Here is a 26085-nt window from a genome sequence, read left to right as displayed (position 1 = left end):
TCATGCGCGGAGGACGATAGGCCGGCAAAGGAGCGGGCCAAGCGTGTGATAATGGCGCCCATGGTCACGCCCACAAGCCGCGCCCCCTGCGTCTACGGAGAGGTGCGCGTCTGTTTAGGCGGCCGAGACATCGCTTACCTGATCAACGCGCTCGCCGTATTTGCGCCTGTAAGCGGCAATGAAATCGTCGTCGCTACAGATGCAGCGGCCGCTGGAGTCCTTGGCCTTCGGATCGTGCAAGTGAGAGCCAAGGGGGCGCAGAAGATTCACCCGAGTGCTCGTCGTCGGGCTCATGGGAAACCCCGCACTATGTTTGACCAAATCCGCGGCAAGCATAATCCCGGCAAGCACCGACTGAAAGGCCATCGGAACCACAGTTCGAACGCGGCGACTTCCTTCGCTAAGCTGGAACACCAGACCGCCGCAGATAGCCTGCTGATAAAAGGAGCGCAGGGGCTGGCCGACAAACGGGGCTAGCGGTTCAAACGGCACAGCCATCGCTGTAGCCACGCGAACTACAAAGTCGTTGGGAACTCCGGCATTGGTCTGCAGGAGCGTTTTCACCTGCTCGTGTGCTTCCGGTATTCCGAGTTCCTCGGCAATCAGCTGGTGCTCGTCCTTGGATTTTCCGGATGGCAGGTACATGCAACAAAGGCAAGCCTGGCCGTCATCGAAACCATGCCGGGAGATACCGAGATCGTGCTCCTGCGTCCAAGCGTTTGCGATCCATCGCGGCAGTGCACCTTGGACAGCCAGACGGTCGGCGGCGGTGTCAAGCGCCACACCCACTTGGTCGAAGACCCAATTGCCCCGGCGCGCAACATATTCTGCCCACGTCAGAGGGTGCGCCTCGACCTCAAGGGCAGTCGATCTAAGGGCGGTGGCTGCAAGAACCGCTTTGGACATACCAATCTCCGCCTGGCCAGCCAATGCGTAGCGCTGCAGGTTTGAGAGTTCGATCGCTTCGTGATCGATTACATGCAGACGACCTTTGAGATCGGGTTGTCTCGCTAGCGCCCAAAGCGAGCCATGGCCTATCGCACCGAGCCCAACGAGGTGGGTTTCGCCAAGGTCGACTGGGAAGTCGATCGGGCCAGGCTCTCCGGCTTTGGTCTTGTCGTAGCTGCATAGCGAGAGGTCGATGGTTTCGTCCAACTCGGCGCCGGTCAACTGGGCAGCGAAGATAGTTCGAAAGACGTTGGCGGCGCCGAAGCAACTGGCGGCGCCAGCTCCATAAGGCAGCAGACTTGGGCCAGAGCCCACCGGGTCCGTACGCGACAGCTTTGCCGCCCAACCGTCCGATCCCACGAAAAAGATCGGGCACCGGAGTGATGGGCGCGTTACCCCTGCAACGACGCAGACGGTGGCAGACTTGCCGGAACGCCGGATGCCGACTTTTGGATTGATCGACTTTGCCAAGCGCTCCAGCGCTTGGGCTTGAGAGCTCGCCGCGCTGTCCAGCGGGAGTATCGCCAGAACCGGGTAGAGCCTAGCGAGCAATCTCACCGCAAGATCTAGTGTCGCCTGGCCTTCGGCGCAGGAAGCGGCCTGATGGTCGAAGGCGACTGCCACGACCTGCTTTTCAAGAGCTGCTTTGAAGTCTCCCAGATGAAAATCGGCCAGGACCTGAGATGCCGCCGTGGCGGCGCGATCGATGAAGTTAGCGAATGCCATTGTTCAACTCGATATCATGATCATTCGCGACAGTGCCGCGGGAGGGAGCGCATTCCATTTGGCCTTTTCGTCAAGCCGATAGGCGGCGACCCGAGCAAAATCGAAAGGCTCGCGGGCGAAATTCGGCACTACCAGCGACAGACACCCAACCGTGGTAGCAACCGCATAAGCGTCGTCCGTCGTCGAATGGTAGGCGCGGCCCGGATGGCTGTGAATCTGGGCCAAGAGTTTCAGGCCGCTTTTGTAGAGCCAGACATTGAGCCGGTGCAGTTCTTCGGCCGCAACGATCACGCAAACGCCATCGTTTGTCCGAATGTGACGCTGCGCCGGGATAACCGTCTCTGTTACGGCAAAGTGCCGCTCTTGCTGAACGCCGACCCAGAGCGCCATCCCCTCATTGCCCTCGCGACCAACTGAGCGCAGATGCCCATGCGTGGTCGAGATGCAGCCGCGCGGGAGAGTCACGATCGTTACATCTCTCAAACCAGTCATTCTTGTATCGCCTGAGGGGATACCACCATTCCTACGATTGTCGGTTGGAGTTGAATCTGCAACTGCTCTATAGGAACGATTCCGTACTTGATGATCTTGTCCAGGATGAAGGCCAAACAGCCTTCGCCAGAACCCCGATGAAGCAGCCATGGATCACCTGAATGGGCTGGATTGTCGTGGTATTCCCGGACGCCCGCCATGCACAGGAATGGTTCGTCCTCGGGACTGTTGGCCTGGATGAAGTCCGTCAGCGGCACGGCGTTCTGCTGGATGAGAGCTCCTATCATCTCCGGCGGCGTTCCGGGCAGCGGCGGACGTCTAAGCATTTTCAGGTATAGATCTTTCCGGGCAATCGGATGACGCGTAAACGGATCGACGAAGACCACGGACGGTGGTCTTAAGTCGTAGTCGGTGAAGTCGACCTCGCTCGCTGCGCTGACCACCCGTGGCTTTAACTTGGGGCTGGCGAAAATGAAGAAAGCGCGCGGAAAGGTCGCCTCGATCAAGAAGCAGCCCTGAGCCCGATAGACATCAGCATATGGCCGGAACCGGCCGATCTCCCGATCAAACTTCGCTCGGGAGACCTCCGGATCCACACTTTGGTGTTTAGGCACCTGCGACGCCCGCCTTCAGGCTGAGGAACAGGGTCACAGTATTCGGGAAACCGAAGTCGCCAAGCTTCTTGTCGACATCGAGCAAGTTGCCGGCCTCATCCTTGAATTCCCAATTCTCGGCTGGTTGGGCGACATTCTGCGTGTTCTCAAGGGCTTTGGTACGAATGACGTGAAGCGGCTGGTTGGGATTGGCTTCGACCTGCGTGGGCTGGCCGTTCACCACCACCGTGATCTCGATCTTGCCCGGTCCGCCGCCGTGATTATCGCCCTTACCCGAATCCTTCGACATTGTCCTACTCCTGTGGCTTGCCAACCGCCCCACGCCCTGGCGCCCACCTGCGAGTGAGACCGGCGGTCTTCAATCGTTCACCCGGCGCCACGGCCGCGAGTACGCGAAAGACAGGGGATAAGCTACCGAATCGGTGCTTGCCTTCTTTTATGGGTGACTTGAGCCGCAAGTAAATGGTCTCAAATTGCTCCTCACAACTATAATCGATTAGAGCAATGCAAAAATATTGGCGACACGCCTATTCATCTGCTCTCTCACTCGCCTGCTCCGTGCTTGGCAAGGGGAGCTTTGACTGCGTCACGCGTCCCCCAAGCAGCCGATTGCGCCGGCAGCGCCGTAGGAACCGTCGTTCAGAGTCTTCACCACTCAAGCAGCCGCATGGATGCAGCCGACGCTCGTCTCCACAAACAGCGCAAGTGGTGCCTTGTTGGATAAGGTCGCCTCGTCCCTGGTGCAGCATCTGTCGGAACGGGTCCGCTGCGAGACCATGCCTCATCATCGCGCATGCGCAGCAGCCGGCGGTCGATGCTCGTAAGGCGTTCTGCTCATTTCGTGGCGAAGGCGCTGCTCGACTCGCGGACATATGCGGGCACCGAGGCGGAGGCTGACCAGTCGGCGCCGCGTTCGCGGATGTCGCTTGCAATGTGCTCGCGTGCGTTTGCCGCCGGCGACCTTGCCGTCCTCGCCTGCTATGGCGAGCCGGCGCAAGCGGATTGCTCGATACTGCCGGCGAGGCTGCGGGCCGGTCCTAACGGCCGTTCACAAGAGCTTGCATCAGCAACTGGCAATCGGATCGATAACTTCGCGATCGCCGTTATGGCGCGGAGATGCGGTCTCGCCGGGTTGTGGCTGGCGCTTCGTTGTGGGCGGCGCGTCGTAGCCGAGGGAGCAGGGGCGGCGCCATGATCCAGACCGAACGCGCGCTGCAGCAGGTGCTTGAGTGGGGGCGTGCCCTGACCGGTTTCGCGGATGAGCATGCTGAGGAAGCGGTAAGGGGCGGCCAGTATATCCTGCAACGCATTCACCCGAGCCTGCGCGACACCAGCGCCCGCACCGGCCGCGATCCGCAGGACGAAACGCTGATCGTGGCGTTCTATCGCGAACTGGCGCTGCTGTTCTGGCTAGACGATTGCAACGACGTTGGCCTGATCGCGCCGGAGCAGCTCGCCGCCCTGGAGCAGGCGCTGGGGCACGGCGTACCGTGCGTGCTCTCCGGATTCGAGGGCTGCGCTCAGCTGCGCGCTTCGCTGGCTGCGCTCGCTTACGATCGTCACGACTATGCTCGGCTTCTCGACTATACCCGGTGCTACTGCGCGGCGCTGCGCGCCGGACACGCGCAGGCGGCAGGGGCGCGACGCTGGTCTTACGCCGAGTACCTGCACAACGGCATCGATTCGATCGCTTACGGGACCGTGTTCTGTTGCCTGTCGCTGCTGTGGGGGCTGGACATGGCGACCTTGCGCGCGCGTCCAGCGTTTCGCCAGGTCCTGCGGCTCATCTCAGTGATAGGGCGCCTGCAGAACGATCTGCATGGACGCGACAAGGACAGGTCGGCCGGCGATAACGCGGCGATCCTGCTTCTGCAGCGCTATCCGGCTATGCCTGTGGTTGAGTTCCTCAACGACGAGTTGGCCGGCCATACGCGCATGCTGCACCGGGTGATGGCGGAAGAATGCTTTCCCGCGCCGTGGGGACCGTTGATCGAGGCGATGGCGGCGATCCGCGCGCAGTACTACCAGACTTCGACCAGCCGCTATCGCAGCGACGCTGCAGGGGGAGGCCAGCGTGCGTCGGCCTGGACGCGCCGGAGGCGGCGGCTTGGGCGCGCTGCCGTCGGTTCGATCCGACGCAACGCCGTCGCCCGCTGCTACGGATGGAGCGAGCATGAGCGACACCGCCCTGAGCCGGGGAAGGACGAACATCTGGACATCGTGCTGGATCGGCGAACGGCGCCGGCCACGGTGGCCGCTGGCTGGGAGTACATCCATCTCGAACACTGCGCACTGCCCGAGTTGGACCTGACGCAGATCGACCTGCGCGCCTCGCTGCTGGGCAAGGCTATGCGCGCGCCGCTGCTGATCAGCTCTATGGCCGGCGGCATGCCACGGGCCGAGGCCATCAACCGGCATTTGAGCGAGGCAGCGCAAGCCTTGGGGATCGCCATGTGCGGTTCGCAGCGTGTGAGCCTGCAATCCCGCAACTCCCAGGGGCTAACGCGCGCGCTGCGCCGCCTGGCGCCAGACATTCCCTTGCTGGCCAATATCGGCGCCGCGCAACTGCGGGAGGCCGACGGCCTGGACCTGGCGCGTCGCGCGGTGGACGCGCTGGAGGCCGATGGGCTCATCGTCCATCTCAATCCGCTGCAGGAAGCGGTACAGCCGGAGGGCGACCGCGAACTGGCGCGGCGTCCTGGCGCTGATCGCTGGCGCCGCGCGCATCGTGGGCGTGCCGATGGTGGCCAAGGAAGTGGGGGCGGGCCTGTCCGCCTCGGTGCCTGTGCGCTCGTCGAGGCGGGCGTGGCGGTAATCGATGTCGCCGGCGCCGGCGGCACCAGTTGGGCCGCAGTGGAGGGCGAGCGCGCCCGCAATGCCGCCGACCGTGCAGTGGCGATGTCATTCGCCGATTGGGGGATTCCACCCTGACCAGCGTGCAGGCGGTGCGTCGGGCGCTGCCAACGGTGAAGCTGATCGCGTCGGGCGGGATCCGCGATGGCGTCGACGTGGCCAAGGCCATCCGCCTGGGCGCGGACATCGCCGGGCAGGCGGCCAGCGTGCTGGGCGCGGCGACAGTGTCCACCGGGGCCGTTGTCGCGCATTTCGAGATCGTCATCCGCCAGTTGGCCGTCGCCTGCTTCTGCACGGGCTCGGCTGATCTGGCGGCGTTGCGTCAGGCGCGCTTGTTGCCCTCGTCGCATTTGTCCGCCGGTTGATGTCGGCGTCGTCCGCACGCTAACAGCAGGCTGCTGAAATACCTACGCCAAAGACAGACTATTGATCCCCCTGGCGAGACGGCTCGATTGACGGGAGCGATGTGTTCATGGAGCAGCTGTTCACGATGAAGCGGTTGGAAGATTTCGTTCCAGCCGGTCATCCTGGTGCCCGCACCGGCTGATGATCAATGGAGCGCTGGTGCGGCTAGACGGCATCCTTTCCGGCATGTACGCCTGCAGTGCCAAAGGCGGTCGCCCCAGCGTTGCGCCGGAGAAATTGCTGCGGGCCGTGTGTTGCAGGTGTTCTACAGCGTCCGTCGGAATTGATGCAGCAGGTGCTGCTGTGGCAAGGCCAAGACCCGGGAATGCCGTCAGCTTTGATCAGGCGCTTCGGGCCGTCGGAAACGCGCGAAGAGTCCGGCTTTCGAAAAAGGCCGAACGCCTCAGATAAAGCCAGAACTCCTTGGGTCACCATCAAACCAATTTGACGCCCCGGGACAATTTCGTCCGGCATTGTCCGGTGTGCGACGATGTTGGGGATGCGACATAGGCGGATTGCCGTGTATTTAAACCGCTTTTCCTTTGGCACGCATATTGCGCCCTATCGGTAAACCTCGTCATGGGCCGGCGGCAATCGCTCGGAGATTGTCGAAATAGCACAATGATTTCTGCCGGGGTGACATCCGGCCCGACTAGAGCAGGACCTTTCAGATGATGCAGAAAAGCAAGCGGCCATACTCGCGGGGAAATAGTCGCGTCAGGGCTGCATGGACGCTCTTTCCTGGTTGTTTCGGCGGCGGACGCCAACTCTTCAATCGGCACCCGAACCAGTGCCTGGATGTCCAAGGAGCGCCCCTGTTGCGCGTGCCTGGCTGCACCCGCGTGCTGGCTCTCCTCCAAGGCGACGCTTCGGCGCTGCTGCAGACCGGCGACGAGAACCCAACTTCAAAATTAGCATTCCGAAAACCGAAAGAAGTGAACAGGTATGTCCAGGATCGGCGCTTTGACGCGCGCCGCATGGCGATCGGCAACTCAGACGCTGGCCAAGGGTTCGAAAAGTTTACACCCGACGCTAGCGCCGGCCGATTTCAAGCGCGCACTTACGATCAACGATCGATATGGCGGGCTCACTGTCAATGTCCCCAAAATGCCTTTCTGGCTGACCGGGGGTGAAGCCTTCGTCTACCGCCGGACTAGCCACGGCGAGCAGCAGTTCATGCAGGTCGATGCTGCCACGGGTTTCAAGCGGCCCGCTTTCGATCAGGCGCGTCTGGCGGCAGCGCTAAACAAGGTGAGCCATGAGAGCTATCAAGCCGGCAATCTTCCGTTCGACCGTTTCGAACTGAGTGAGGATGGTCGCAGGCTCGACTTCCAGATTGAAGACACCCGGTGGAGCTGCGACCTTGCAAGCTATGACTGTACCAGCACCACATTCGATGCAAGGAAAGGGGACCGTAGGGAGCTCAGCCACCGCTACACGCCGCCAGCGGAGAACAACCCCGACAAGAGCAACGCGTCGCCCGACGGCAAATGGATCGCCTATATCAAGAACTGCAACGTTTTCCTGCGCAGCGAGGACGGATTGCAGGATGTTCCTCTGAGCCGGGACGGAGCCGAAGGCAATTGCTACGTCTTTTCGACGCTGAGCTGGTCGCCGGACTCGCGCCACCTCGCCGCTTACCTTGTTCGCCCCGGCTATAGGCGAGAGGTCCGCTACCTCAATTCTTCGACGGACCAGTTGGAGCGGGAATATTCAACAAAATTCTATCCCAGGCCGGGCGATGTCCTTCCGCTGCCCCAGCCAGTCCTGTTCGACATTGCCGGCCGGCGCCAGATCGTGATTGACGGTGCCCTCTTCTCGAACGTCTTCGAACTTTCCCCTCTCCGGTGGTGGGCGGACAGCCGCGGCTTCACTTTCGAATATAACCAGCGCGGGCATCAGCTTTATCGCCTGGTCGAGGTAGACGCCGCCTCGGGCCGCGGGCGCTCCCTGATCGATGAGACCAGCGAGACATTCGTTGATTATTTGCCGCTGGGGCATGGCCAGGAGGATGCCGGAAAAATCTTCCGTTACGATGTCGATGACGGGAAGGAGATCATCTGGGCATCAGAGCGCGACGGGTATGAGCATTTGTATCTTTTCAACGGCCGGACAGGCGCGCTCGAAAACCAGATCACGCGAGGTGAGTGGGTCGTCCGGAGGGTCAACCATGTCGATCCGGTCAAGCGTCAGATCTGGTTCGAGGCGAGCGGGATGAACTCGCAGGAGGACCCCTATTGGGTCCATGCTTACCGCATCGGCTTTGACGGCAAGGGACTGACTGCACTGACGCCCGAACCGGCCAACCACCATATCGAGTTCTCGCCTGACAGGCGCTATTATGTCGATCTCTGGTCACGCATCGATCTGCCCCCGCGCATGGCACTCTACCGCGCCAGCGACAATGCCAAGCTCCAGCAGATCGAGACGGCCGACATTTCTGAGCTCGTCGCCGCAGGCTGGCAGCCGCCGCTCAGTTTCCATTCCAAGGGGCGCGACGGCAAAACTGACATCTGGGGCGTGCTCCACCTGCCAGCCAACTTCGACCCGACGAAGAAATACCCGGTTGTGGAGAATATCTATGCTGGACCCCACGGCTCCTTCGTCCCAAAATCCTTCTCGCGGTGGACAGAGCCGCTCACGCAGCTGGGCTTCGTCGTTGCTCAGATCGACGGCATGGGCACCAACAACCGCTCCCGCGCCTTCCATGATGTTGCTTGGAAGAATCTGAAGGACGCAGGATTTCCCGATCGCATTCTGTGGCACAAGGCGGCGGCCGCGCAATATCCATGGTACGACATATCCAACGTCGGCATTTTTGGCGCATCCGCCGGCGGCCAGAGTGCAGTCAGCGCGCTGCTCTTTCACCCCGATTTCTACAAGGTCGCCGTCGCCAAAAACGGCTGCTTCGACAACAGGATAGACAAGACCTGGTGGAACGAACTTTGGATGGGGTGGCCGGTCGGCATTGAATATTCGCAATCCTCCGCCGTTGACAATGCTCACAGGCTGCAGGGCAAGCTGATGATCGCGGTCGGCGAAATGGATGATAATGTCGATCCGTTTTGCTCGTTCCAGCTTGCCGATCGACTCATCAAGGCAGGAAAAGATTTTGACATGGTCTACGTTCCTGGTGCCAATCACCATACTCTAGGCACCTACACCGAGCGCAAACTCCTAGACTTCTTCGTTCGCAACATTCTCGGTCAGACCCCGCCCGACTGGAACACCAAACCGATCGAGCTGGAATAGCTTGTGGCTCTTGCAATTGTTAGCTCGCCTTATCAGCTGTAATCAGGGCGAGGCGCGAGCAAATCTGCACCGAAGGACGATCGTGGAGTCTAGGACTTGCGCTGCGTATTGAGGATCGGCTCGCCGCGACGTTGGTCTGAGCAAACTGCTTGATAGGCACGCCTGCAGACCGCGTGTGTGCGATTGCAAGATCCCCTATCAGCCTGGTGTGAAGCGTTCAGGGGAAAAGCCGCACCCAACGCCGCTTCCGCTCGCCGTAACGCTACGGCGGTGCGGCCCACCGATCCGCTCGACGAGCATTGGAACACATAGGTCCCCGAACGGACGATTGCCTTGGCAATAGAAGACCCTCGTCGGTCATCGCCGCTGTGGGTGGCAGCCCGTCGGTCTGGAGCTGCCACGATTCTCATCCTCGCGTCACATATGAGCTGAAGCTTTCCGGATCGGGTATCCAATCGGCATCCAGTTGCTCGGCGATATGGTTGAATTCTGCCCTCAGGACAAGAGTGAGTAGAGCAGCCCCGCTACGAAAATCCCATCCTGGTTCGTTTGACGCATCGACTATTCAGATTGATTGGCGTGATACCCGGCGCGGCCGCAACACGCGAGGCCGTCAACCGCTGAGCAGAAAACCAGCCTTCGCCTTCCGCGGCGGCGGACCTCGTCAGCCTCTCGAAAGCTTGCCTGAGTAGGTTGCTCATGTGATCTGTGGAAGTGAGGATAGCGTGCACCCGTACAAACTAGACATTCATCGTGGCAGCTTGGCTGCAGGTGCAGCACGCCGTACCGCACGAGCAAGCGGACAGGCCGGCCAAGCCGGTTTTGAGCAGCACTTGGGCGAACTGCAGGCGGCGGACGAGTTGATGGGTGCGCTAGGCGAGGAGGTCCTCGTCAATGGCTCGCATGGTAAAGGTGAGTTGAGACCAACGAAGAGGCAGAGGATCCAAAGCAATCTGCAGCATGCTGTCACTGAGCGGCAACCAGGTGAGGTTGGCAACTCAGGCGCTCGCGTGATGATGCAACTCCCCACCGATCAGGTGGGTACATCGGAACGGGAGGCGCAACTTGTGATGCAGGGGGACGAGCACGAATACACCCCAGCACCGCATCTCGACGGGTCGATGCCCTCGACAGTGCAGCCGGATCGTCCAATTGTGGTCCCCGACGGTGCCGACAAGCGTCCTGTTTATTCCAACGATGCCACCGCCATCGAAGGGCTGAAGTCAGCACTCCTTGCGGGTAAAGCCAGGCCGGACACGGTCACTCGCAGCACAAATTCTCTTTTCGGCTTTAGTCGTTGGCTCTTTCAAAACAACAAGCCAGGGCTTGCTGCTCGGCTTTACCATCCGTCGCTGAGCCAGGATCTCGAGGAGTACGAGAGTAGGGGTGGTTCCTCCACCGTGGCTGGCGCACTGCGTCAATTGATGAAGTCGATGGGCGGAGCCGGCCCGATTGTGGGTCGCGCTGTCCTGAACCCCCATCCTGACGACGCCGCGCTCACCAGACATTTCAGATCCGCGAGCGGCTACGCAACTGCTCTTAACCATTTCAGTCATTACCTACGTCAAAATGACAAGCTCGGAATTGCGGGTCGCATTTACGATAAATCGCTGGATAAAGATGTTGAGAGCTACAAGGCCGCCTCCTCTAATGGTGGAGCTCCGATCGAATCTGCGCTGGTTTATCTCCGCAAGAACCCGCCGCGCGTTATACTCGGGAATCATCTGGAAAACGCGGTCAGCATGGAGGCTCGTCCCCGTGGCGACGCTGCTCAGCATACCGCACCACAGCAGGGATTCGATTGGCCAGAGGAGCTCCTGCCGGTAGGTTATAAGGAGGGCACCGATCTACCATTGTCTCTCGCCCCAACCGCGCACCAACACCAAGCGCCCGACTTTGGAGAGGCCGTCCCTCACTTGAACTGGCGCCACGGCGACCAGGGCGCCCCGGAGGAGCTGGTAGCTGCACGGGACAGGAGCAGCCCGCTGCCAAGCGAGGCGGTGCCACATAAATCTGGACGGGGACTCGCTACGCAGCCCAGATTGTGGGCGGAGAAATCCGCCTCGCCAGAGCTCTTTCGACGGCGGGCGGAGCAGGCTCTGCCGGCGTCCGCCAGAGGTGTGGAGACATCCTCCGCGGTTGATGAAGCCGCGCAGGCCGCTCGCCAAGCTTTGGCTTGGTTGCAGCAGGAGATGGAGGGGATCGAACCGATGCAGGATCCTCATGAGGTGGCTACACCGGAATGTGAGGCGCAGCTCGTCAGGCAGAGGGATGAGCACGAATCCACCCCAGCACCGCATCCCGGAGGTGGTGGGTCGATGCCCTCGACAGTGCAGCCGGATCGTCCAATTGTAGTCCCCGACGGTGCCGACAAGCGTCCTGTCTATTCCAACGATGCGACCGCTATCGAAGGGCTGAGGGCAGCATTCCACGCGGGTAAGGCCAAAGCGAACACGGTCACTTACAATGTAAATTCTCTTTTCGGCTTTAGTCGGTGGCTCCTTCAAAACAACAAGCCAGGGTTTGCTGCTCGGCTTTACCATTCGTCGCTGGATCAGGATCTCAAGGAGTACGAGAGTACGGGTGGTTCCTCCACCGTGGCTGGCGCACTGCGTTACCTCAAGAAGTCGACAGGCGGAGCCCCGATTATGGCTCGCCCTGTCGTGATCCCCTATCCTGACGATGCCGAGCTCATTAGAAATTACAGAGCCGCTTCGACCAAGGAGTACCTGGCAGCGCCTGCGACCGGACGGAATCCAGATACCGTGGGCGGCTATACAAATTTTCTTAGACATTTTAGTCAGTACCTGCGTCAAAATAACAAGCTTGGGATTGCGGCTCGGATTCACGACAAATCGCTGGATAAAGATGTTGAGAGCTTCAAGGCTGTCTCCTATGGTAATAGGCTAAGTATCAGTTCTGCATTGGCTCACCTCCGGGATATCCTGCCGCGCATTGTGCTCGGGCGCGAAACTGTCCTTTCTGCTCATCCGGCAGACGCAGTCACCAGGCGCGTTGGGGCCGCTGCTGAAGCTGGGCCAGCGGCACCGGCAAGAGCTCCCCAACCCGCCTCGCCAGCAACCGCTAGGCTGCCAGGCACCTACCGCGGCCTTCCACTGGTTGATGTGACCACACTGACTACCAGTTCCTCTGGGGCTCAGATCGGGGCGCTCGATCCGACAGCCCCGTCCAACGTTGCAACGGGGCGGGTGCTCGGCGCCGCCGAATGGCTGAGCGACGCCCATATCCAGAGAGATTACAATTTGCTGGAGGGGCAACTGCAGGGGATCAATCCGGCGCTCGCTGCCCGGACTCGGCTGGTGGATCCTTCCGTATCCCATCTACTGCGACACACGTCGCCGCAAGACGCTCGAGGCATATTGCAGTCCATCTATAATCAAAACAACGCCACAGCCGACTTCCTGTTCTTGCCAGTGAATAATGGCACGGCTACTAGCCCCGGCACCCATTGGTCGCTGCTGCTCGTTGATCGCCGCGACCCGGAAAGGCGGTTCGCCTATCACTACGACTCCCTCCAGCGAGAGGGATATAACGACGTGCCTGCAAAACAGCTCGCAGGACTGCTGAATGCCACCTTGGCGCCAGCCCCCATGGCCAGACAGACGAACCATTATGATTGCGGCGTATTTGTCCTGGAGGGCACGTGGGCGCTGGTTGAACGATTGGTGAAAGGGCAGCGGCCAGACCACGAGCCGCTGCCCCTCGACAACCTCGTTGCCGATCGGCAGGCGCTGCAAGACCGGCTAAGGAGGCGCTTGCCGCACGAGGAAGAGCCGCGGCAGCTGCTGGAGGATGAACCCGCCTCCCCACCGATGATGGCATTCGAGCCAGGGGAACTGCGGCAACTGTTGGAAGACGAGCCTGCCTCCCCACCAATGATGGCGTTCGAGCCAGGGGAACTGCGGCAACTGTTGGAGGACGAACCTGCCTCCCCACCAATGATGGCGTTCGAGCCAGGGGAACTGCGGCAACTGTTGGAGGACGAGCCTGCCTCCCCACCAATGATGGCGTTCGAGCCAGGGGAACTGCGGCAGCTGTTGGAGGATGAACCCGCTTCCCCACCGATGATGGCGTTCGAGCCAGGGGAACTGCGGCAACTGTTGGAGGATGAACCCGCTTCCCCACCGATGATGGCGTTCGAGCCAGGGGAACTGCGGCAACTGTTGGAAGACGAGCCTGCCTCCACTTGGGCACAAATCAATTCGACCCCACATGCGCGAGCGGACGGTGTTCATCAGCCAGCCCAGGCGCCGTGGCTCCCTGAACGCAGAAGATAACTTTGCGGAGGAGCGGTCACGCAACTGTCGGCGGCGCCGGGCCTCAGGGTGAATGGAAAGGATGGAGTGGCGGATGGTGTCGCGTGAAGGCGCAACACGCGTGCTGACCGACCTGCATACGTAGGAAGTCGTTCATTGCTCCCAAATCGTATGTGAGGAACATTCCTGTCCCGGCTGCGCCGCGCGATGCTAGGTCGCGTTGTTCAGCGGGCCAAGCCGATGACACCTACGAAGCTACTGATCGGGCAGATCGCCGTTGTGTGCGCAATTGTCATTATCGGCGTATGGACGGCAACCCAATGGTGCGCTCAAATGCTGACCTACCAGACGCCTCTCGGCGCACCATGGTTTCTCTTCGCCGGCTGGCCAATCTACAAGCCGTGGAAGCTGTTTGAATGGTGGTTCCACTTCGATGCTTATGCGCCGGAGGTCTTCGACAAAGCCGGTACGCTTGCAGGCGCCAGCGGATTCCTGGGTTGTGCCGCCGCAATCGCTGGCTCGCTTTTGCGCGCGCGACAGCGCGGGTCGGTTACGACCTATGGGTCTTCACGGTGGGCCACGACTCATGAGGTCGAGACGGCAGGGTTGTTACGGCCGGCGGGCGTTTTCCTCGGTAGGCTGAACGATCGCTATCTGCGCCATGACGGCCCGGAGCACGTCATGGCATTTGCGCCGACGCGTTCGGGCAAGGGCGTGGGGCTGGTTGTTCCAACGCTACTTTCCTGGACCGGGTCTGCCATCATTCATGATATAAAAGGCGAAAATTGGCAGTTGACCTCCGGCTGGCGGTCGAAATTCTCGTACTGCCTTCTGTTCAATCCGACCGACCCGAGATCGGCACGCTACAACCCGCTGCTGGAGGTGCGCAAAGGCCCAGATGAGATCCGGGACGTTCAAAACATCGCCGACATCCTCGTCGATCCCGAGGGCGCGCTGGAGCGACGGAACCACTGGGAGAAGACCAGCCATTCACTCCTAGTTGGCGCCATTTTGCACGTGCTCTACGCTGAAGAGGACAAGACGCTGGCCCGCGTCGCCACCTTCCTGTCGGACCCGCAACGCTCGTTTGCCGCAACGCTACGGCGGATGATGACGACAAACCATCTCGGGACGGGGCATAACCCTCAGGTCCATCCCGTAGTGGCCTCGGCGGCTCGCGAACTCCTGAACAAGTCGGAAAACGAGCGCTCAGGCGTCCTCTCGACCGCCATGTCCTTTCTCGGGCTTTATCGTGATCCAACGGTCGCGGCGGCCACTTCGTCCTGCGACTGGCGCATCGCTGACCTAGTGGATGGAGAGCGACCGCTGTCGCTCTATCTGGTCGTGCCGCCTTCGGATATCTCGCGCACCAAGCCTTTTGTGCGACTGATCTTGAACCAGATCGGCAGGCGGTTGACGGAGCGTCTGGAGGGGGACCCGAAGAAGAGCCGTAAGCATCAGCTGCTCATGATGCTGGACGAGTTTCCGGCGCTCGGTCGCCTCGACTTCTTCGAAACGGCGCTCGCCTTCATGGCAGGTTATGGCATTCGCTCCTATCTGATCGCACAATCTTTGAACCAGGTTTCAAAGGCCTATGGCGAGAACAATGCTATTCTCGACAATTGCCACGTGCGAATTGCCTTTTCCTCCAATGACGAACGCACGGCCAAGCGCATCTCGGATGCCCTCGGCACCGCAACCGAACTTAGGTCGATGCGCAACTATGCGGGCCATCGGCTTGCGCCCTGGCTTTCACATGTCATGGTGAGCCGCCAGGAAACCGCGCGCCCGCTCCTGACGCCAGGCGAGGTGATGCAATTGCCGCCGTCAGACGAATTGGTCCTGGTTTCTGGGTTGCCGCCGATCCGCGCCAAGAAGCTGCGCTATTATCAGGATCAGAATTTCACAGATCGGGTGCTGCCTGCGCCGGTGCTGCACGACGGACCCTATGCGGACTGCCCTGCATCACGCCCGGACGGCTGGACTGGACAAGTGTGCAGCGTCGATAGCCGACTTGCTGCGGACGAGGAAAGCGCCGACGCGCCAGTTGAAGACGAGGGAGGCGTTCAGCAGCAACGCCATCCAAGCCTGCCCGAAGAAGACGTTGTTGTCTCTCAAGAGCCCGATCAGGCCGATCTGTACAAGCCCGCAGACGATGACAGCGAAGCGCTCGCGGACAAGCGTGTCATGGATCGGATTTCCACTGCGGCCCGCGTCTACGGTATCAACGAGGGCAGGGGCGACGATGTCATTCCCGGCTTCTGAAGTCCGCTGAGTTGCAGAGCGCACCTCAGCGTAGATAACGGCCATAAGCAATTTTGAGCGTCTGGCCGATGCTTCTCCCGTCGCCGGCGCAACGCCGGGCCGTCGGAACGATCCGCATGAAGCCGCACCGCATTCGCCATCAGTTTCTGCTTGAGCCGGAGCTCAGCGAGAAACTGGACAACCTCAGTCGCGATCCGTCAACGACCAAATCAGCGATCGTGGGGAAGGCGATCGAGGCGTTCATCGAGCGGCGTGGCGAGAGCGAGTTCGATCGGCGCTACGGCGTAAGGCTTGACCGGCTCTCCCGCGATCTTGCCCACGTCAGGCGCGATTCCGAGGTGATCCTGGAGAGCCTGGCGCTCTTCATCCGCTTTTCGATCACCCTTCACGCCCACACGCCGGTCCCGGATCGGGCAACGCAGGCTATTGCCCAAGAGCGTTTCGAGAAATTCGTTGAGAAGGTCGGCCGCCAGATCGCTTCCGGCAAAAAGTCGCTTAGCAAAGACAATGGTGGGGGAGGGGAAGGATGAGCTCTCATCCCGAGGCCGACCACCGGCGGCGTGTCATGCTGCGCACCGCCATGGGTCCGGCAATCACCGAAGCCCTGGCCGATCCGTCCGTCATCGAGGTGATGGTCAATCCCGACGGCGCGCTGCGACTCGACCGGTTAGGCGAAGGTCGGGTCGATACCGACGTTCACATGCACCCGTCCGAGGCAGAACGTATCATCCGCCTGGTTGCTTCGCACGTGCGCGCCGAGGCGCACGCCGACAACCCGATCGTCAGTGCCGAATTGCCGTCTGGCGAACGCTTCGAAGGCCTGCTGCCACCTGTGGTGTTGGCGCCATGTTTTGCCATCCGCAAGCCCGCCGCGAAAGTCTACACCCTGGCCGACTATGTTGCCGAACGCATCATGCTGCCGCTGCAGGCCGATGCGCTGAAAAAGGCCGTCCGCGAGCGGCGCAACATGCTGATCGCCGGCGGCACTTCCTCGGGGAAGACAACACTCGCCAACGCTCTGCTGGCTGAAGTCGCCGAATGCGACGATCGGGTGATCCTGATCGAGGACACACGCGAACTGCAGTGCGCGGCCAGGGACTGCGTTGCCCTGAGAACAAGGCGGGGCTCGGTCACCCTTGCCGATCTCGTGCGCTCGACGCTGAGGCTCAGGCCGGACCGCATCATCGTGGGCGAGGTGAGGGGCGCGGAAGCGCTCGACATGCTGAAGGCATGGAACACCGGGCACCCAGGCGGCATCGCTACCGTACACGCCAATTCCGCGCGCTCGGCTCTCTATCGCATTGAGCAACTCGCCCAGGAAGCGGTGGTCACCGTTCCCCGCCGGCTCATCGCTGAGGCGATAGATCTGATCGTCTTCATAGCGGGACGCGGCTCGTCGCGCCACATCGACGCAATCGCCGAGGTCACCGGTCTCGACGGCAGCGGCGATTACGCCGTTGCCCCGCTCACGCTTTCGCAACTCCAGCAGCTTTGAAAGGCCTTCCTCATGCGCAAGAAGCTTCGCTTTCTTTCGTCCACAGCGCTCGCGTTTCTTATCACGGCCCCGGTTTATGCCGCCGGCTCCGGCATGCCGTGGGAGCAGCCGCTGCAGCAGATCCTGGAGTCCGTGCAGGGACCGGTCGCCAAGATCGTTGCGGTGATCATCATTATCACCACCGGCCTGACGCTTGCCTTCGGCGACACCGCCGGTGGTTTTCGGCGCCTGATTCAGATCGTCTTCGGTCTGTCGATCGCCTTCGCGGCATCGAGCTTCTTCCTCTCCTTCTTCTCCTTCGGTGGTGGGGCGCTCGTCTGATGGCCGCCGGGGAGCAGCATATCGAGGGCTTCGCAGTACCGGTCCACCGGGCGCTGACCGAGCCGATCCTGCTCGGCGGGGCTCCGCGCGCGGTGGCGATCCTCAACGGTACAGTGGCCGCGGCCATTGGCTTCGGCTTGCAGCAATGGATTGCTGGTCTGGTGCTTTGGATCGCAGGCCACTCGTTAGCGGTGTTTGCCGCAAGACGCGATCCGGACTTCGCCAGCGTGCTTGTGCGCCACCTACGTCTGAAGGGGTGGCTTGCATGCTGAACCTTTCGGAATATCGAAGCAAAGCCGACCGGCTTGCCGACCATCTACCCTGGGCTGCCTTGGTGGCGCCCGGCATCGTGCTCAACAAGGACGGCAGCTTTCAGCGGACGTTGCGGTTCCGCGGCCCGGATCTCGAAAGTGCGACGGAGGCTGAACTCGTCGGCATTTGCGCCCGGGCGAACAATGCTCTCAGACGCCTTGGCTCTGGCTGGGCATTGTTCTTTGAGGCCGAGCGCACAGAAGCGCTGGGCTATCCGAACTCGCATTTTCCTGACGCCGCGTCGTGGCTGGTCGACGAAGAACGCCGCGCTGCTTTCGAGGGGAAGGTAGCGCACTACGAGAGCCGCTATCATCTGACCTTGGTGTTTATGCCACCGCCGGACGCCCAGGCGCGCGCAGAAAGCACGCTCGTCGACTCTCATTATTCCCGAGGAGAAAGAGACTGGCGCCAGGATCTGGCGAGGTTCCGTGACGAGACCAACCGCGTGCTCGATCTCTTCTCGGGTTTCATGTCCGAAGTACGCGTCCTCGATGATGCTCAGACGTTGACCTACCTCCACGGCACGATTTCGCCTCGTCGCCATCCTATCATGGCCCCGGAAACGCCGATATATCTGGATGCAATCCTGGTCGATGCGCCGCTTACCGGTGGCCTGGAGCCGATGCTGGGTGAGCAGCATCTTCGCACACTGACCATCCTCGGCTTTCCGAACCTCACCCGGCCCGGAATCCTCGATACCCTCAATCATCAGGATTTCGCCTATCGCTGGATGACGCGCTTCATTCCGCTCGAGAAAACGGAAGCCACGAAGACGCTGACGCGATTGCGCCGGCAGTGGTTTGCCAAGCGCAAATCGATCGTGGCAATCCTACGCGAGGTCATTACCAACGAGCCGGTCCCGCTTGTCGATAGCGATGCCGACAACAAGGCGCTCGATGCCGACGAAGCCCTTCAGGCATTGGGCGGTGATCATGTGAGTTTCGGCTATCTCACCACCACCGTGACGGTGTGGGGCGAGGATCGCCAAGCCGCTGCAGAGAAGCTTCGCGCGGTCGAGCGCATCATCAATGGGCTCGGCTTCACCACGATCCGAGAAGGCGTCAATGCGGTCGAGGCTTGGCTCGGCTCATTGCCTGGCCATGTCTACGCTAACGTTCGCCAACCGCTCGTTCATACATTGAACCTTGCCCATCTCATGCCGCTGTCGTCGGTTTGGGCCGGTCCTGCGACAAACGAGCATCTCGCGAAAGTCACCCAAACCGAAGCGCCACCGCTTTTCGTTGCCGAGACCAGTGGGTCGACACCGTTTCGGCTTTCCACCCACGTCGAAGATGTCGGCCACATGCTGGTTGTTGGTCCGACCGGCGCCGGCAAGTCGGTTCTGCTTGCTCTGATTGCTCTGCAGTTCAGGCGCTACGCCGGCGCCCAGGTTTATGTCTTCGACAAAGGCAATTCGGCCCGTGCTGCAACACTTGCCATGGGTGGAGAACACCACGCGCTAGGAGCGGACGGTTCCCTTGCCTTTCAGCCACTGCGCAGCATCAACGACCAGGCTAGCCGAAGCTGGGCGGCCGAATGGATCGCCAGCCTTGTTGCCCACGAGAACGTCACCGTCACGCCGGAGGTGAAGGAGGCTATTTGGTCAGCGCTGGCCAGCCTTGCCACCGCGCCGGCGCAGGAACGCACACTGACCGGTCTTTCGGTCCTGCTTCAATCCAATGCGCTGAAGACCGCATTGATGCCCTACACGCTCGACGGTCCCTTCGGCCGCCTGCTCGATGCCGATCATGATGGGCTGGCCTTGTCGGATGTGCAGTGTTTCGAGACCGAGGAGTTAATGCACAGCCAAAGCGCTTTGCTGCCGGTGCTTACCTATCTGTTCCAGCGACTTGAGGAACGGTTCGACGGACGGCCCACGCTGATCATGCTCGACGAGGCGTGGGTCTATCTCGACAATCCGCTGTTCGCCGCCCGCATCCGCGAATGGCTGAAGGTGCTGCGAAAGAAGAACGTGTCGGTTGTCTTCGCTACGCAGTCGCTGGCTGATATCGCGGGCTCTGGCATAGCGCCGGCAATCATCGAAAGCTGCCCGCAGCGCATTTTCCTTCCCAATGATCGTGCCGTGGAACCCCAGGCGCGCACAGCCTACGAGCGCTTCGGTTTAAGCGAGCGGCAGATCGAATTGATCGCCCGCGCCACGCCGAAGCGTCAGTATTATCTGCAATCGCGCCGCGGCAACCGTCTGTTCGAGCTCGAGCTTGGCCCCATCGCTCTTGCGCTTTGCGGTGCTTCCGATCCGGCCACGCAGACTCTGATCGACAGGATCATGTCCGAAGACGGGCAAGGCAGCTTTGCCTCGCAGTTCCTGATCGCGCGCGGCCTCGATTGGGCCGGCGAACTTCTCAAGCAATTCCCTCAACCAGACAAGGAGCAATTCTCATGATGCGGCGACGCCTTCTCTCCGGCCTGATCACCGTTTCCCTGATCGCCAAGCCTATGGCCGACTATGTGCAGCCCGCCTACGCCCTTATCGTGTTCGATCCGTCCAATTATGCGCAGAACGTGCTGACGGCCGCGCGCGCATTGGAGCAGATCAACAACCAGATCCAGTCGCTGCAGAATCAGGCGACCATGCTGCAGAACATGGCGCGCAATCTTCAGCGTCTGGATTTCTCTTCCGTTGGCCAACTCACCGGTTCGCTCCATCGCATCGACGGCTTGATGGACCAGGCGAGTGGCCTCAGCTTTGATCTGGGCAAGCTTCAAGACCAGTGGCGCAGCCAATATCCGGAAAGCTACGACGCCACGATCAAAGTCAGCGATGTGGCGAGTGCTGCGCGGGAGCGTTGGCAAACCGCCATGCAGGCGTTCCGCCAGACCATGGGTGTCCAGTCGCAAATCGTCGAGAACGTCCGCGCCGACGGCGATCTGCTCGCCGATCTCGTCAACCGCAGCCAAGGGGCGGCCGGTGCGCTTCAGGCAAGCCAGGCCACCAACCAGCTGATGGCGCTTTCGACAAAACAGCAGATGCAGATCCAGACGCTGCTCGCAACGCAGTTTCGAGCTGAGGCCGAGGATGCCGCCCGCAAGGCCCAGTCAGACGAAGCCGCCCGCGAGATGACGAAGCGATTCTTGGGTACCGGCTCGGCTTATCCCGGCAATTAATCACGAGTTCATCACGACGAGAAAGGCAGCGGCATGAACGACCTTGGCGTCATCGATCGCTTCATGGAGACCTTCATCCGCTACATCGACAGCGGGTTCGGTCTGCTATCGGGCGACCTCGCCTTCCTCACTACCATTCTGATCGGCATTGACATCACACTTGCCGGCCTGGCGTGGGCGCTCGGCGACGAAACCAGCGTTCTCGGCCGGCTTGTCCGCAAGGTGCTCTATGTTGGCGTCTTCGCCTTCATTCTGAACAATTTCAAGAACCTCGCCGATATCGTTTATCGTTCTTTTGCCGGTCTCGGGATTAAGGCGTCGGCCGGCAATCTGTCGGCAGACAATCTCTTGCGCCCGGGCCGCATTGCCGCGACCGGTTTCGAAGGTGCTTGGCCAATGCTTGACCAAGCCAGTCAGCTCCTGGGCTTCCCGGAAATCTTCGGCAACGCACTGACCATCTTCGTGCTGCTGATGGCCTGGTTCCTGGTCATCATCGCCTTCTTCATCCTTTCCATCCAGCTTTTCATCACCATCCTTGAGTTCAAGCTCACCACGCTGGCAGGTTTTGTTTTGGTTCCATTCGCACTTTGGAACCGTTCAGCGTTCCTGGCCGAACGCGTGCTCGGCCATGTTATCTCGTCAGGCATCAAGGTGATGGTGCTCGCCGTCATTGTCGGTATCGGCTCCACGCTCTTCGGGGAGTTCGCTTCCGCATTGCAAGGCAAGGAGCCGGATCTTGCCGGTGCCATGTCCCAGGTACTGGGCGCACTGGCATTGCTTGGCCTTGGCATTTTTGGGCCGGGGATCGCGTCGGGTCTTGTCTCAGGCGCACCGCAGCTTGGGGCGGGCGCCGCCCTCGGCACGACCGCGGCGGCAGCGGGTGTATCACTCGTTGCTGGAGGCACAGCATTTGCTGGCGCGCGTATGGCAACCAGCGGCGGTGTCGCCGCCATCCGAGCCGGCACAACAATGGGATCGGCTGCTTCCACGTCATGGCAGATCGGGCGCGCAACCTCGCCCGACGCTGGCCTCTCCGGTGTGGCTGCTGGAATGCATGGTGTAACCAGTGCAGCTGGCGGCGCCGCTATACGCATAGCGCGATCCGCCACTGCAAGTGTTGGGCGCAACGCCGATGCCGGGCGCGATGCCGCGTGGACCGCGACCGGCGGCACGCCGACAGCGCCAATGACCGAACGCTCTGCCGGTTCGGCCACTGTTTCGGCGCCGACGTGGGCAAGGCGCCTACGTTCTGAACAGACCGCCCGTGCAAATCGCCACGCTGCCATGCAAGCTGTCCGAGACGGAGACCGGCCGGGAGGCAGCGCCACCCCCTCTCTCAACGACAAGGATGACTAGATGCTCTTCAAGCGACCCGTGCACCGTTACGGCAAAACACCCGAACCGGTCACGCCGTATCAAAAAGCCGCCCAGCTGTGGGACGAGCGCATCGGCTCATCTCGACTGCAGGCCAGGAACTGGCGGATCATGGCCCTTGGCTGCCTGGCCTTGGCGACCGGGCTTTCCGGCGGACTCGTATGGCAGTCGATGCAAAGCCGTGTCGTGCCTTATGTCGTCGAGGTCGATGGCTTCGGCGAGACGCGCGCCGTCGCGCCGGCGATCCGGAATTATGAGCCCTCGGATGCTCAGATCGCCTGGCATCTCGGCCGCTTCATCCAGAATGTCCGTTCCGTTTCCACCGATCCGGTTTTGGTACGGCAGAACTGGTTGGCAGCGTACGACTTTGCTAGCGATCGCGCAGCGCTCTTCCTCAACGAATACGCCAAGGCGAACGACCCCTTCGGTCAGATCGGAACGCGCAGTGTTTCGGTACAGGTCACCAGCGTGGTCAGAGCCTCCGAAAGTTCATTCCAGGTCAAATGGACCGAGCAGGTGTTTGAGCGCGGAAGCCTTGCCAGCACGATGCGCTGGACTGCGATCCTCACGATCGTGATTCGCTCGCCAAGCAATACGGATCAGCTGCGCAAGAATCCGCTCGGCGTCTTCATCAATGCCATTGACTGGTCACGCGAGCTCGACAGCGCCGTCCCAACCCCCCTTTCTCCGACGGAGTCCACCAATGAAAGGTAAAATGTCACCGATTCGTGCCGTGCTGATCCTATCGGTGTCGGCAGCGGTCGTTTCCGCTTGTGCATCGAAGAAGGTGCCGCCGCCTGAGATTTCCTATGACGCTGCCGACTTCAAACCGGCCGCGATCGAAAAGGCGCCGGAGAGGCCGATTAGAATTGTCGAGGTGCCAAAACCACTGCCGCTGCCTGGCCAAATGCAGCCCGAGCCCGGCAAGGCCGAGGACAAGCGCCCCCCTGAAGAACGCGTCGCTGATGCCAACAAAGCCGCGACCCAGCAACCCACCAAGTACGGGTATGTTAATGCCGTGCAAGTCTACCCCTTCACCGATGGCGCGCTTTATCAACTCTATGCCGCGCCGGAGCGCGTGACCGACATCGCTCTGCAGCCGGGCGAGAAACTAACCGCCGTGTCGGCTGGCGACACCGTGCGCTGGGTCATTGGCGATACCGCAAGCGGCACCGGTGACAATCAGCGCACCCATGTTCTGGTAAAACCCTTCGCGCCGGGTCTTGCCACCAATGTCGTCATTACGACGGACCGGCGGACCTATCATTTGCAGCTTCAAAGCACCGAGAAGACCGCAATGGCGGCAATCTCCTGGACCTACAGCCAAGACCAGATCATCGCGCTTCGCCAGCGCAATGCTCAAGCCGAGGCAGTTACACCGGTCGCGTCGAATATCGCGCTCGAAAACCTTCGCTTTCGCTACTCAATCAGTGGCGACACACCGCCCTGGAGACCGACGCGAGCCTTCGACGACGGCAGCAAGGTCTATATTGAGTTCCCTCGTCGCATAGATCAGGGCGAGGCGCCACCACTCTTCATCGTCGGCGCAGATGGGAGCAGCGAGCTCGTCAACTATCGCGTGCGCGGCAACTATTACATCGTCGATCGGCTCTTCGCCGCGGCCGAACTTCGCCTCGGCACCAAGCGGCAGCAGGTGATCCGCATCAGCAGGATTGACGGCAGGCAACCGCAACGGCGGATCTCGCTCTTTCGCGGCAGCCGGCGAGGTGAGGACTCATGATCGAAAATTCCCGCTCTGGCATCCCGCCGAAACTGGATCCCGAGGAACTGCAGCTTCGGGCCTCTCCCCGCCGCGTGGTGCGGTTCAGGCGCGGTGTGATCATCGCGATCGCAGCGCTCGGATCCGGCGCTGTCTTCGGCGTTACCATGATCGCCCTCCAGGGGCCGGCCCTTCGCATCAGGGATCAGGCGGAAGATCTCTACAACACTGAGCGCAAACCAACCGCCGAGGGGCTCGATACGCTTCCCCATGACTATTCCGGCATGAAGCCGAAGCCTCCCGTCCTTGGGCTACCTTTGCCGGGCGACCTCGGCCGCCCCATCCTCGAGCGGCAGCGCCAGCTCGGCATCGTGCCGGGCCAAGACATCTCGGCCGAGGAGCAGCGTCTAGCGCAGCAGGCGATCGAAGCGCGTGAATCGCGGGTGCTTTTCCGCGTCGAAAATCGAGCTCAAAAGACAGATGTCGGAGAGAGCGTGCAAACTGCTCAGCATCCATTTGAGGCGCTTCCCCAATCCGAAGCAGGACGCGCGTCAGCCTCGGTGGCGGCGGCGGAAGGCGACCAGAACAATCAGCAGCGAAAGCTTGATTTTCTCAGCCAGCGGAGCACTGGCGGGATCTACAATCCGCATGCGCTGCAGACGCCGATCTCGCCATATCAACTGATGGCTGGCAGCGTGATTGCCGCCAGCCTGATCACCGGCATCAATTCCGATTTGCCGGGCCTTGTCGTCGCGCAAGTCACCGAAAATGTGCACGACACGGTCACGGGCAACATATTGCTGATTCCGCAGGGCTCACGTCTTATCGGCGTCTACGACAGCGTCGTCGCGTTCGGGCAAAAGCGAGCGCTGCTGGTCTGGCAGCGCATTCTGCTGCCCGACGGCTCGTCGGCCGAAATCGACAATCTGCCCGCGAGCGACACCGCCGGCTACGCAGGGCTGGAAGACGAAGTCGATTTCCACACTTGGCAGATGATCAAGGGAGTGGCGCTTGCCACATTGCTCGGTGTCGGCACAGAATTCAGCCTCGGCGAAAACGAGAGCGATCTGGTCAAGGCGATCCGGGAATCAGCCCAGCAGAACGCCAGTCGAGCCGGCCAGCGCATCACCGAAAAAAACCTCAATATCCAGCCCACCATCGTCGTCCGCCCAGGTTGGCCACTGCGCGTCATCGTGCACAAGGACATCGTGCTGCGGCCATACGCCAGTTGAGCAGGAGTTATCATGGCTGACCTGAAACTTGGAAAACTTCCGGACCGAACAGCTTCGAAGATCACCATTACCGTCAGCGCGGAGCTGAGCCAAACACTCAAGGAGTATGCTGCACTTTACCGTCAGACCTATGGTCAGTCTGAAACCGTGGCAGAACTCATCCCTTTCATGCTGGCGGCGTTTCTGGAAGGCGACCGAGCCTTTGCCAAGGCCAGAAAGGAACGTCTGCCGACGGAGCTTGCCGGAAAATCGTGACTCCTCCGCTAGGGCAGCTGGAACATTGCCTAGCTGTCGCGACCTACCTGCTCCTCGCGAAGCATAGGATCAAACACCTTGGAATGCAGGTATGCGCAAGAGATGATGTGGAAGGAGATACCGCGCAACAGCCTAAGTTTGCATTTTCGATTTGGTCGGCCGTGAACTATCCGCAAGCCATTGATCTGGCCTGTTGATTGAGGCGGATAGCGGCTTTGGAATTGCAGGATTAGCGGTATTTGGACGCTGTTTTCCTGCAATTCGGTTTTGCGATTCCCTTGTGGCGCGGAGCGTGATTCACTCGGTTCGGCGGCGGCGAATCGAGGGGACAGCGAATGTCCAGGCCACGCGAGAAGCGCGAGACGGGAGAGCAGGACCTGTTCCGCTCCCGGCTCGACCAAATCATCAACATGAAGCA

19 protein-coding genes and 3 pseudogenes are annotated in these 26085 nt (G+C 60.9%); 17 read left to right on the top strand and 5 right to left on the bottom strand.

Going from position 1 to position 26085, the window contains the following annotated elements; translation table 11 throughout:
• Positions 1–114: 114 nt before the first annotated feature.
• The 4 genes from FJV83_RS35120 to FJV83_RS35105 are packed head-to-tail and all read right to left on the bottom strand — an operon-like array spanning position 115 to position 3069.
• Positions 115–1674 carry an E2 ligase fold family C protein gene (locus FJV83_RS35120; RefSeq protein ID WP_024505651.1) on the bottom strand — a complete coding sequence of 520 codons (1560 nt, stop codon included), beginning with the start codon at positions 1672–1674 and terminating at the stop codon, positions 115–117.
• 3 nt (positions 1675–1677) lie between these two features.
• Positions 1678–2166 carry a Mov34/MPN/PAD-1 family protein gene (locus FJV83_RS35115; protein WP_024505652.1) on the bottom strand — a complete coding sequence of 163 codons (489 nt, stop codon included), beginning with the start codon at positions 2164–2166 and terminating at the stop codon, positions 1678–1680.
• Positions 2163–2780 (bottom strand): putative metal-binding protein, encoded by a 618-nt coding sequence (locus tag FJV83_RS35110; protein ID WP_024505653.1) that lies wholly within the window; start codon positions 2778–2780, stop codon positions 2163–2165. Before FJV83_RS35110 ends, FJV83_RS35115 begins: the two co-directional genes overlap by 4 nt.
• Complete coding sequence (locus FJV83_RS35105) at positions 2773–3069, bottom strand: DUF2604 domain-containing protein (protein ID WP_024505654.1); 297 nt, start codon at positions 3067–3069, stop codon at positions 2773–2775. Before FJV83_RS35105 ends, FJV83_RS35110 begins: the two co-directional genes overlap by 8 nt.
• A gap of 902 nt (positions 3070–3971) precedes the next feature.
• Here FJV83_RS35105 and FJV83_RS35095 point away from each other — a divergent pair.
• The 17 genes and pseudogenes from FJV83_RS35095 to FJV83_RS35020 form a co-directional block, all read left to right on the top strand.
• Positions 3972–4865: pseudogene (locus tag FJV83_RS35095) on the top strand (hypothetical protein); the annotation flags it as partial.
• 88 nt (positions 4866–4953) lie between these two features.
• Positions 4954–5998: pseudogene (fni, locus tag FJV83_RS35090) on the top strand (type 2 isopentenyl-diphosphate Delta-isomerase).
• Positions 5999–6084: 86 nt separating this feature from the next.
• Positions 6085–6316 (top strand): annotated as a pseudogene (locus FJV83_RS37385) (IS5/IS1182 family transposase); the annotation flags it as partial.
• Between the two features lie 667 nt (positions 6317–6983).
• Positions 6984–9290, top strand: coding sequence for a S9 family peptidase (locus tag FJV83_RS35085; protein WP_063169235.1), 2307 nt, complete (start codon positions 6984–6986; stop codon positions 9288–9290).
• Between the two features lie 833 nt (positions 9291–10123).
• The gene (locus tag FJV83_RS35080) at positions 10124–13588 is read left to right on the top strand and encodes a Ulp1 family isopeptidase (protein WP_063169234.1); all 3465 of its coding nucleotides are present in this window, start codon (positions 10124–10126) and stop codon (positions 13586–13588) included.
• Between the two features lie 219 nt (positions 13589–13807).
• Positions 13808–15832, top strand: a complete 2025-nt coding sequence (locus FJV83_RS35075) for a conjugal transfer protein TraG (RefSeq protein ID WP_063169233.1) — start codon at positions 13808–13810, stop codon at positions 15830–15832.
• 116 nt (positions 15833–15948) lie between these two features.
• On the top strand, positions 15949–16362 hold the full coding sequence (locus tag FJV83_RS35070) for a CopG family transcriptional regulator (protein WP_063170364.1): 414 nt from the start codon (positions 15949–15951) through the stop codon (positions 16360–16362).
• Positions 16359–17327 carry a P-type conjugative transfer ATPase TrbB gene (gene trbB, locus FJV83_RS35065; RefSeq protein WP_024502850.1) on the top strand — a complete coding sequence of 323 codons (969 nt, stop codon included), beginning with the start codon at positions 16359–16361 and terminating at the stop codon, positions 17325–17327. The genes FJV83_RS35070 and trbB overlap by 4 nt, the downstream gene beginning before the upstream one ends.
• Positions 17328–17339: 12 nt before the next feature.
• Positions 17340–17648: a TrbC/VirB2 family protein gene (locus tag FJV83_RS35060; RefSeq protein WP_024502851.1), complete on the top strand. Its 309-nt coding sequence runs from the start codon at positions 17340–17342 to the stop codon at positions 17646–17648.
• Positions 17648–17920 (top strand): VirB3 family type IV secretion system protein, encoded by a 273-nt coding sequence (locus FJV83_RS35055; RefSeq protein ID WP_024502852.1) that lies wholly within the window; start codon positions 17648–17650, stop codon positions 17918–17920. Before FJV83_RS35060 ends, FJV83_RS35055 begins: the two co-directional genes overlap by 1 nt.
• A complete protein-coding gene (gene trbE, locus FJV83_RS35050) occupies positions 17914–20364 on the top strand; it encodes a conjugal transfer protein TrbE (RefSeq protein WP_063169232.1) in 2451 nt (816 codons plus the stop codon). Before FJV83_RS35055 ends, trbE begins: the two co-directional genes overlap by 7 nt.
• Positions 20361–21086: a P-type conjugative transfer protein TrbJ gene (gene trbJ / locus FJV83_RS35045; protein ID WP_024502854.1), complete on the top strand. Its 726-nt coding sequence runs from the start codon at positions 20361–20363 to the stop codon at positions 21084–21086. The genes trbE and trbJ overlap by 4 nt, the downstream gene beginning before the upstream one ends.
• A 33-nt stretch (positions 21087–21119) precedes the next feature.
• Positions 21120–22442: a P-type conjugative transfer protein TrbL gene (trbL, locus tag FJV83_RS35040; RefSeq protein ID WP_063169231.1), complete on the top strand. Its 1323-nt coding sequence runs from the start codon at positions 21120–21122 to the stop codon at positions 22440–22442.
• Positions 22443–23174, top strand: a complete 732-nt coding sequence (gene trbF, locus FJV83_RS35035; protein WP_063169230.1) for a conjugal transfer protein TrbF — start codon at positions 22443–22445, stop codon at positions 23172–23174. It begins immediately after the preceding gene.
• A 1-nt stretch (position 23175) separates the two neighbouring features.
• A complete protein-coding gene (trbG, locus tag FJV83_RS35030; protein WP_164548809.1) occupies positions 23176–24201 on the top strand; it encodes a P-type conjugative transfer protein TrbG in 1026 nt (341 codons plus the stop codon).
• Positions 24198–25412 (top strand): TrbI/VirB10 family protein, encoded by a 1215-nt coding sequence (locus tag FJV83_RS35025; RefSeq protein ID WP_063169228.1) that lies wholly within the window; start codon positions 24198–24200, stop codon positions 25410–25412. The genes trbG and FJV83_RS35025 overlap by 4 nt, the downstream gene beginning before the upstream one ends.
• Before the next feature lie 12 nt (positions 25413–25424).
• Positions 25425–25667, top strand: a complete 243-nt coding sequence (locus FJV83_RS35020) for a DUF2274 domain-containing protein (RefSeq protein ID WP_024502859.1) — start codon at positions 25425–25427, stop codon at positions 25665–25667.
• 29 nt (positions 25668–25696) lie between these two features.
• On the opposite strand, the gene FJV83_RS36785 is transcribed toward FJV83_RS35020, so the two are convergent.
• A partial coding sequence (locus FJV83_RS36785) for a hypothetical protein (protein ID WP_210249398.1) occupies positions 25697–26085 on the bottom strand: 389 nt, incomplete at its 5' end.

This window comes from Mesorhizobium sp. WSM4307 (assembly GCF_007003945.1).
GTDB lineage: Bacteria > Pseudomonadota > Alphaproteobacteria > Rhizobiales > Rhizobiaceae > Mesorhizobium.
This window is presented reverse-complemented; position numbering and strand designations above follow the sequence as displayed.

Excerpts from the sequence above, each read along its gene's own strand:
- FJV83_RS35120 (WP_024505651.1), bottom strand. The coding sequence starts at position 1,674 with ATGGCATTCGCTAACTTCATCGATCGCGCCGCCACGGCGGCATCTCAG.
- trbF (WP_063169230.1), top strand. The coding sequence starts at position 22,443 with ATGCTCTTCAAGCGACCCGTGCACCGTTACGGCAAAACACCCGAACCG.
- trbJ (WP_024502854.1), top strand. The coding sequence starts at position 20,361 with ATGATGCGGCGACGCCTTCTCTCCGGCCTGATCACCGTTTCCCTGATC.
- trbL (WP_063169231.1), top strand. The coding sequence starts at position 21,120 with ATGAACGACCTTGGCGTCATCGATCGCTTCATGGAGACCTTCATCCGC.
- FJV83_RS35055 (WP_024502852.1), top strand. The coding sequence starts at position 17,648 with ATGGCCGCCGGGGAGCAGCATATCGAGGGCTTCGCAGTACCGGTCCAC.
- FJV83_RS35020 (WP_024502859.1), top strand. The coding sequence starts at position 25,425 with ATGGCTGACCTGAAACTTGGAAAACTTCCGGACCGAACAGCTTCGAAG.
- FJV83_RS35025 (WP_063169228.1), top strand. The coding sequence starts at position 24,198 with ATGATCGAAAATTCCCGCTCTGGCATCCCGCCGAAACTGGATCCCGAG.
- FJV83_RS35085 (WP_063169235.1), top strand. The coding sequence starts at position 6,984 with ATGTCCAGGATCGGCGCTTTGACGCGCGCCGCATGGCGATCGGCAACT.
- FJV83_RS35115 (WP_024505652.1), bottom strand. The coding sequence starts at position 2,166 with ATGACTGGTTTGAGAGATGTAACGATCGTGACTCTCCCGCGCGGCTGC.
- FJV83_RS35075 (WP_063169233.1), top strand. The coding sequence starts at position 13,808 with ATGACACCTACGAAGCTACTGATCGGGCAGATCGCCGTTGTGTGCGCA.
- FJV83_RS35105 (WP_024505654.1), bottom strand. The coding sequence starts at position 3,069 with ATGTCGAAGGATTCGGGTAAGGGCGATAATCACGGCGGCGGACCGGGC.
- trbE (WP_063169232.1), top strand. The coding sequence starts at position 17,914 with ATGCTGAACCTTTCGGAATATCGAAGCAAAGCCGACCGGCTTGCCGAC.
- trbB (WP_024502850.1), top strand. The coding sequence starts at position 16,359 with ATGAGCTCTCATCCCGAGGCCGACCACCGGCGGCGTGTCATGCTGCGC.
- trbG (WP_164548809.1), top strand. The coding sequence starts at position 23,176 with ATGTCACCGATTCGTGCCGTGCTGATCCTATCGGTGTCGGCAGCGGTC.
- FJV83_RS35070 (WP_063170364.1), top strand. The coding sequence starts at position 15,949 with ATGAAGCCGCACCGCATTCGCCATCAGTTTCTGCTTGAGCCGGAGCTC.
- FJV83_RS35060 (WP_024502851.1), top strand. The coding sequence starts at position 17,340 with ATGCGCAAGAAGCTTCGCTTTCTTTCGTCCACAGCGCTCGCGTTTCTT.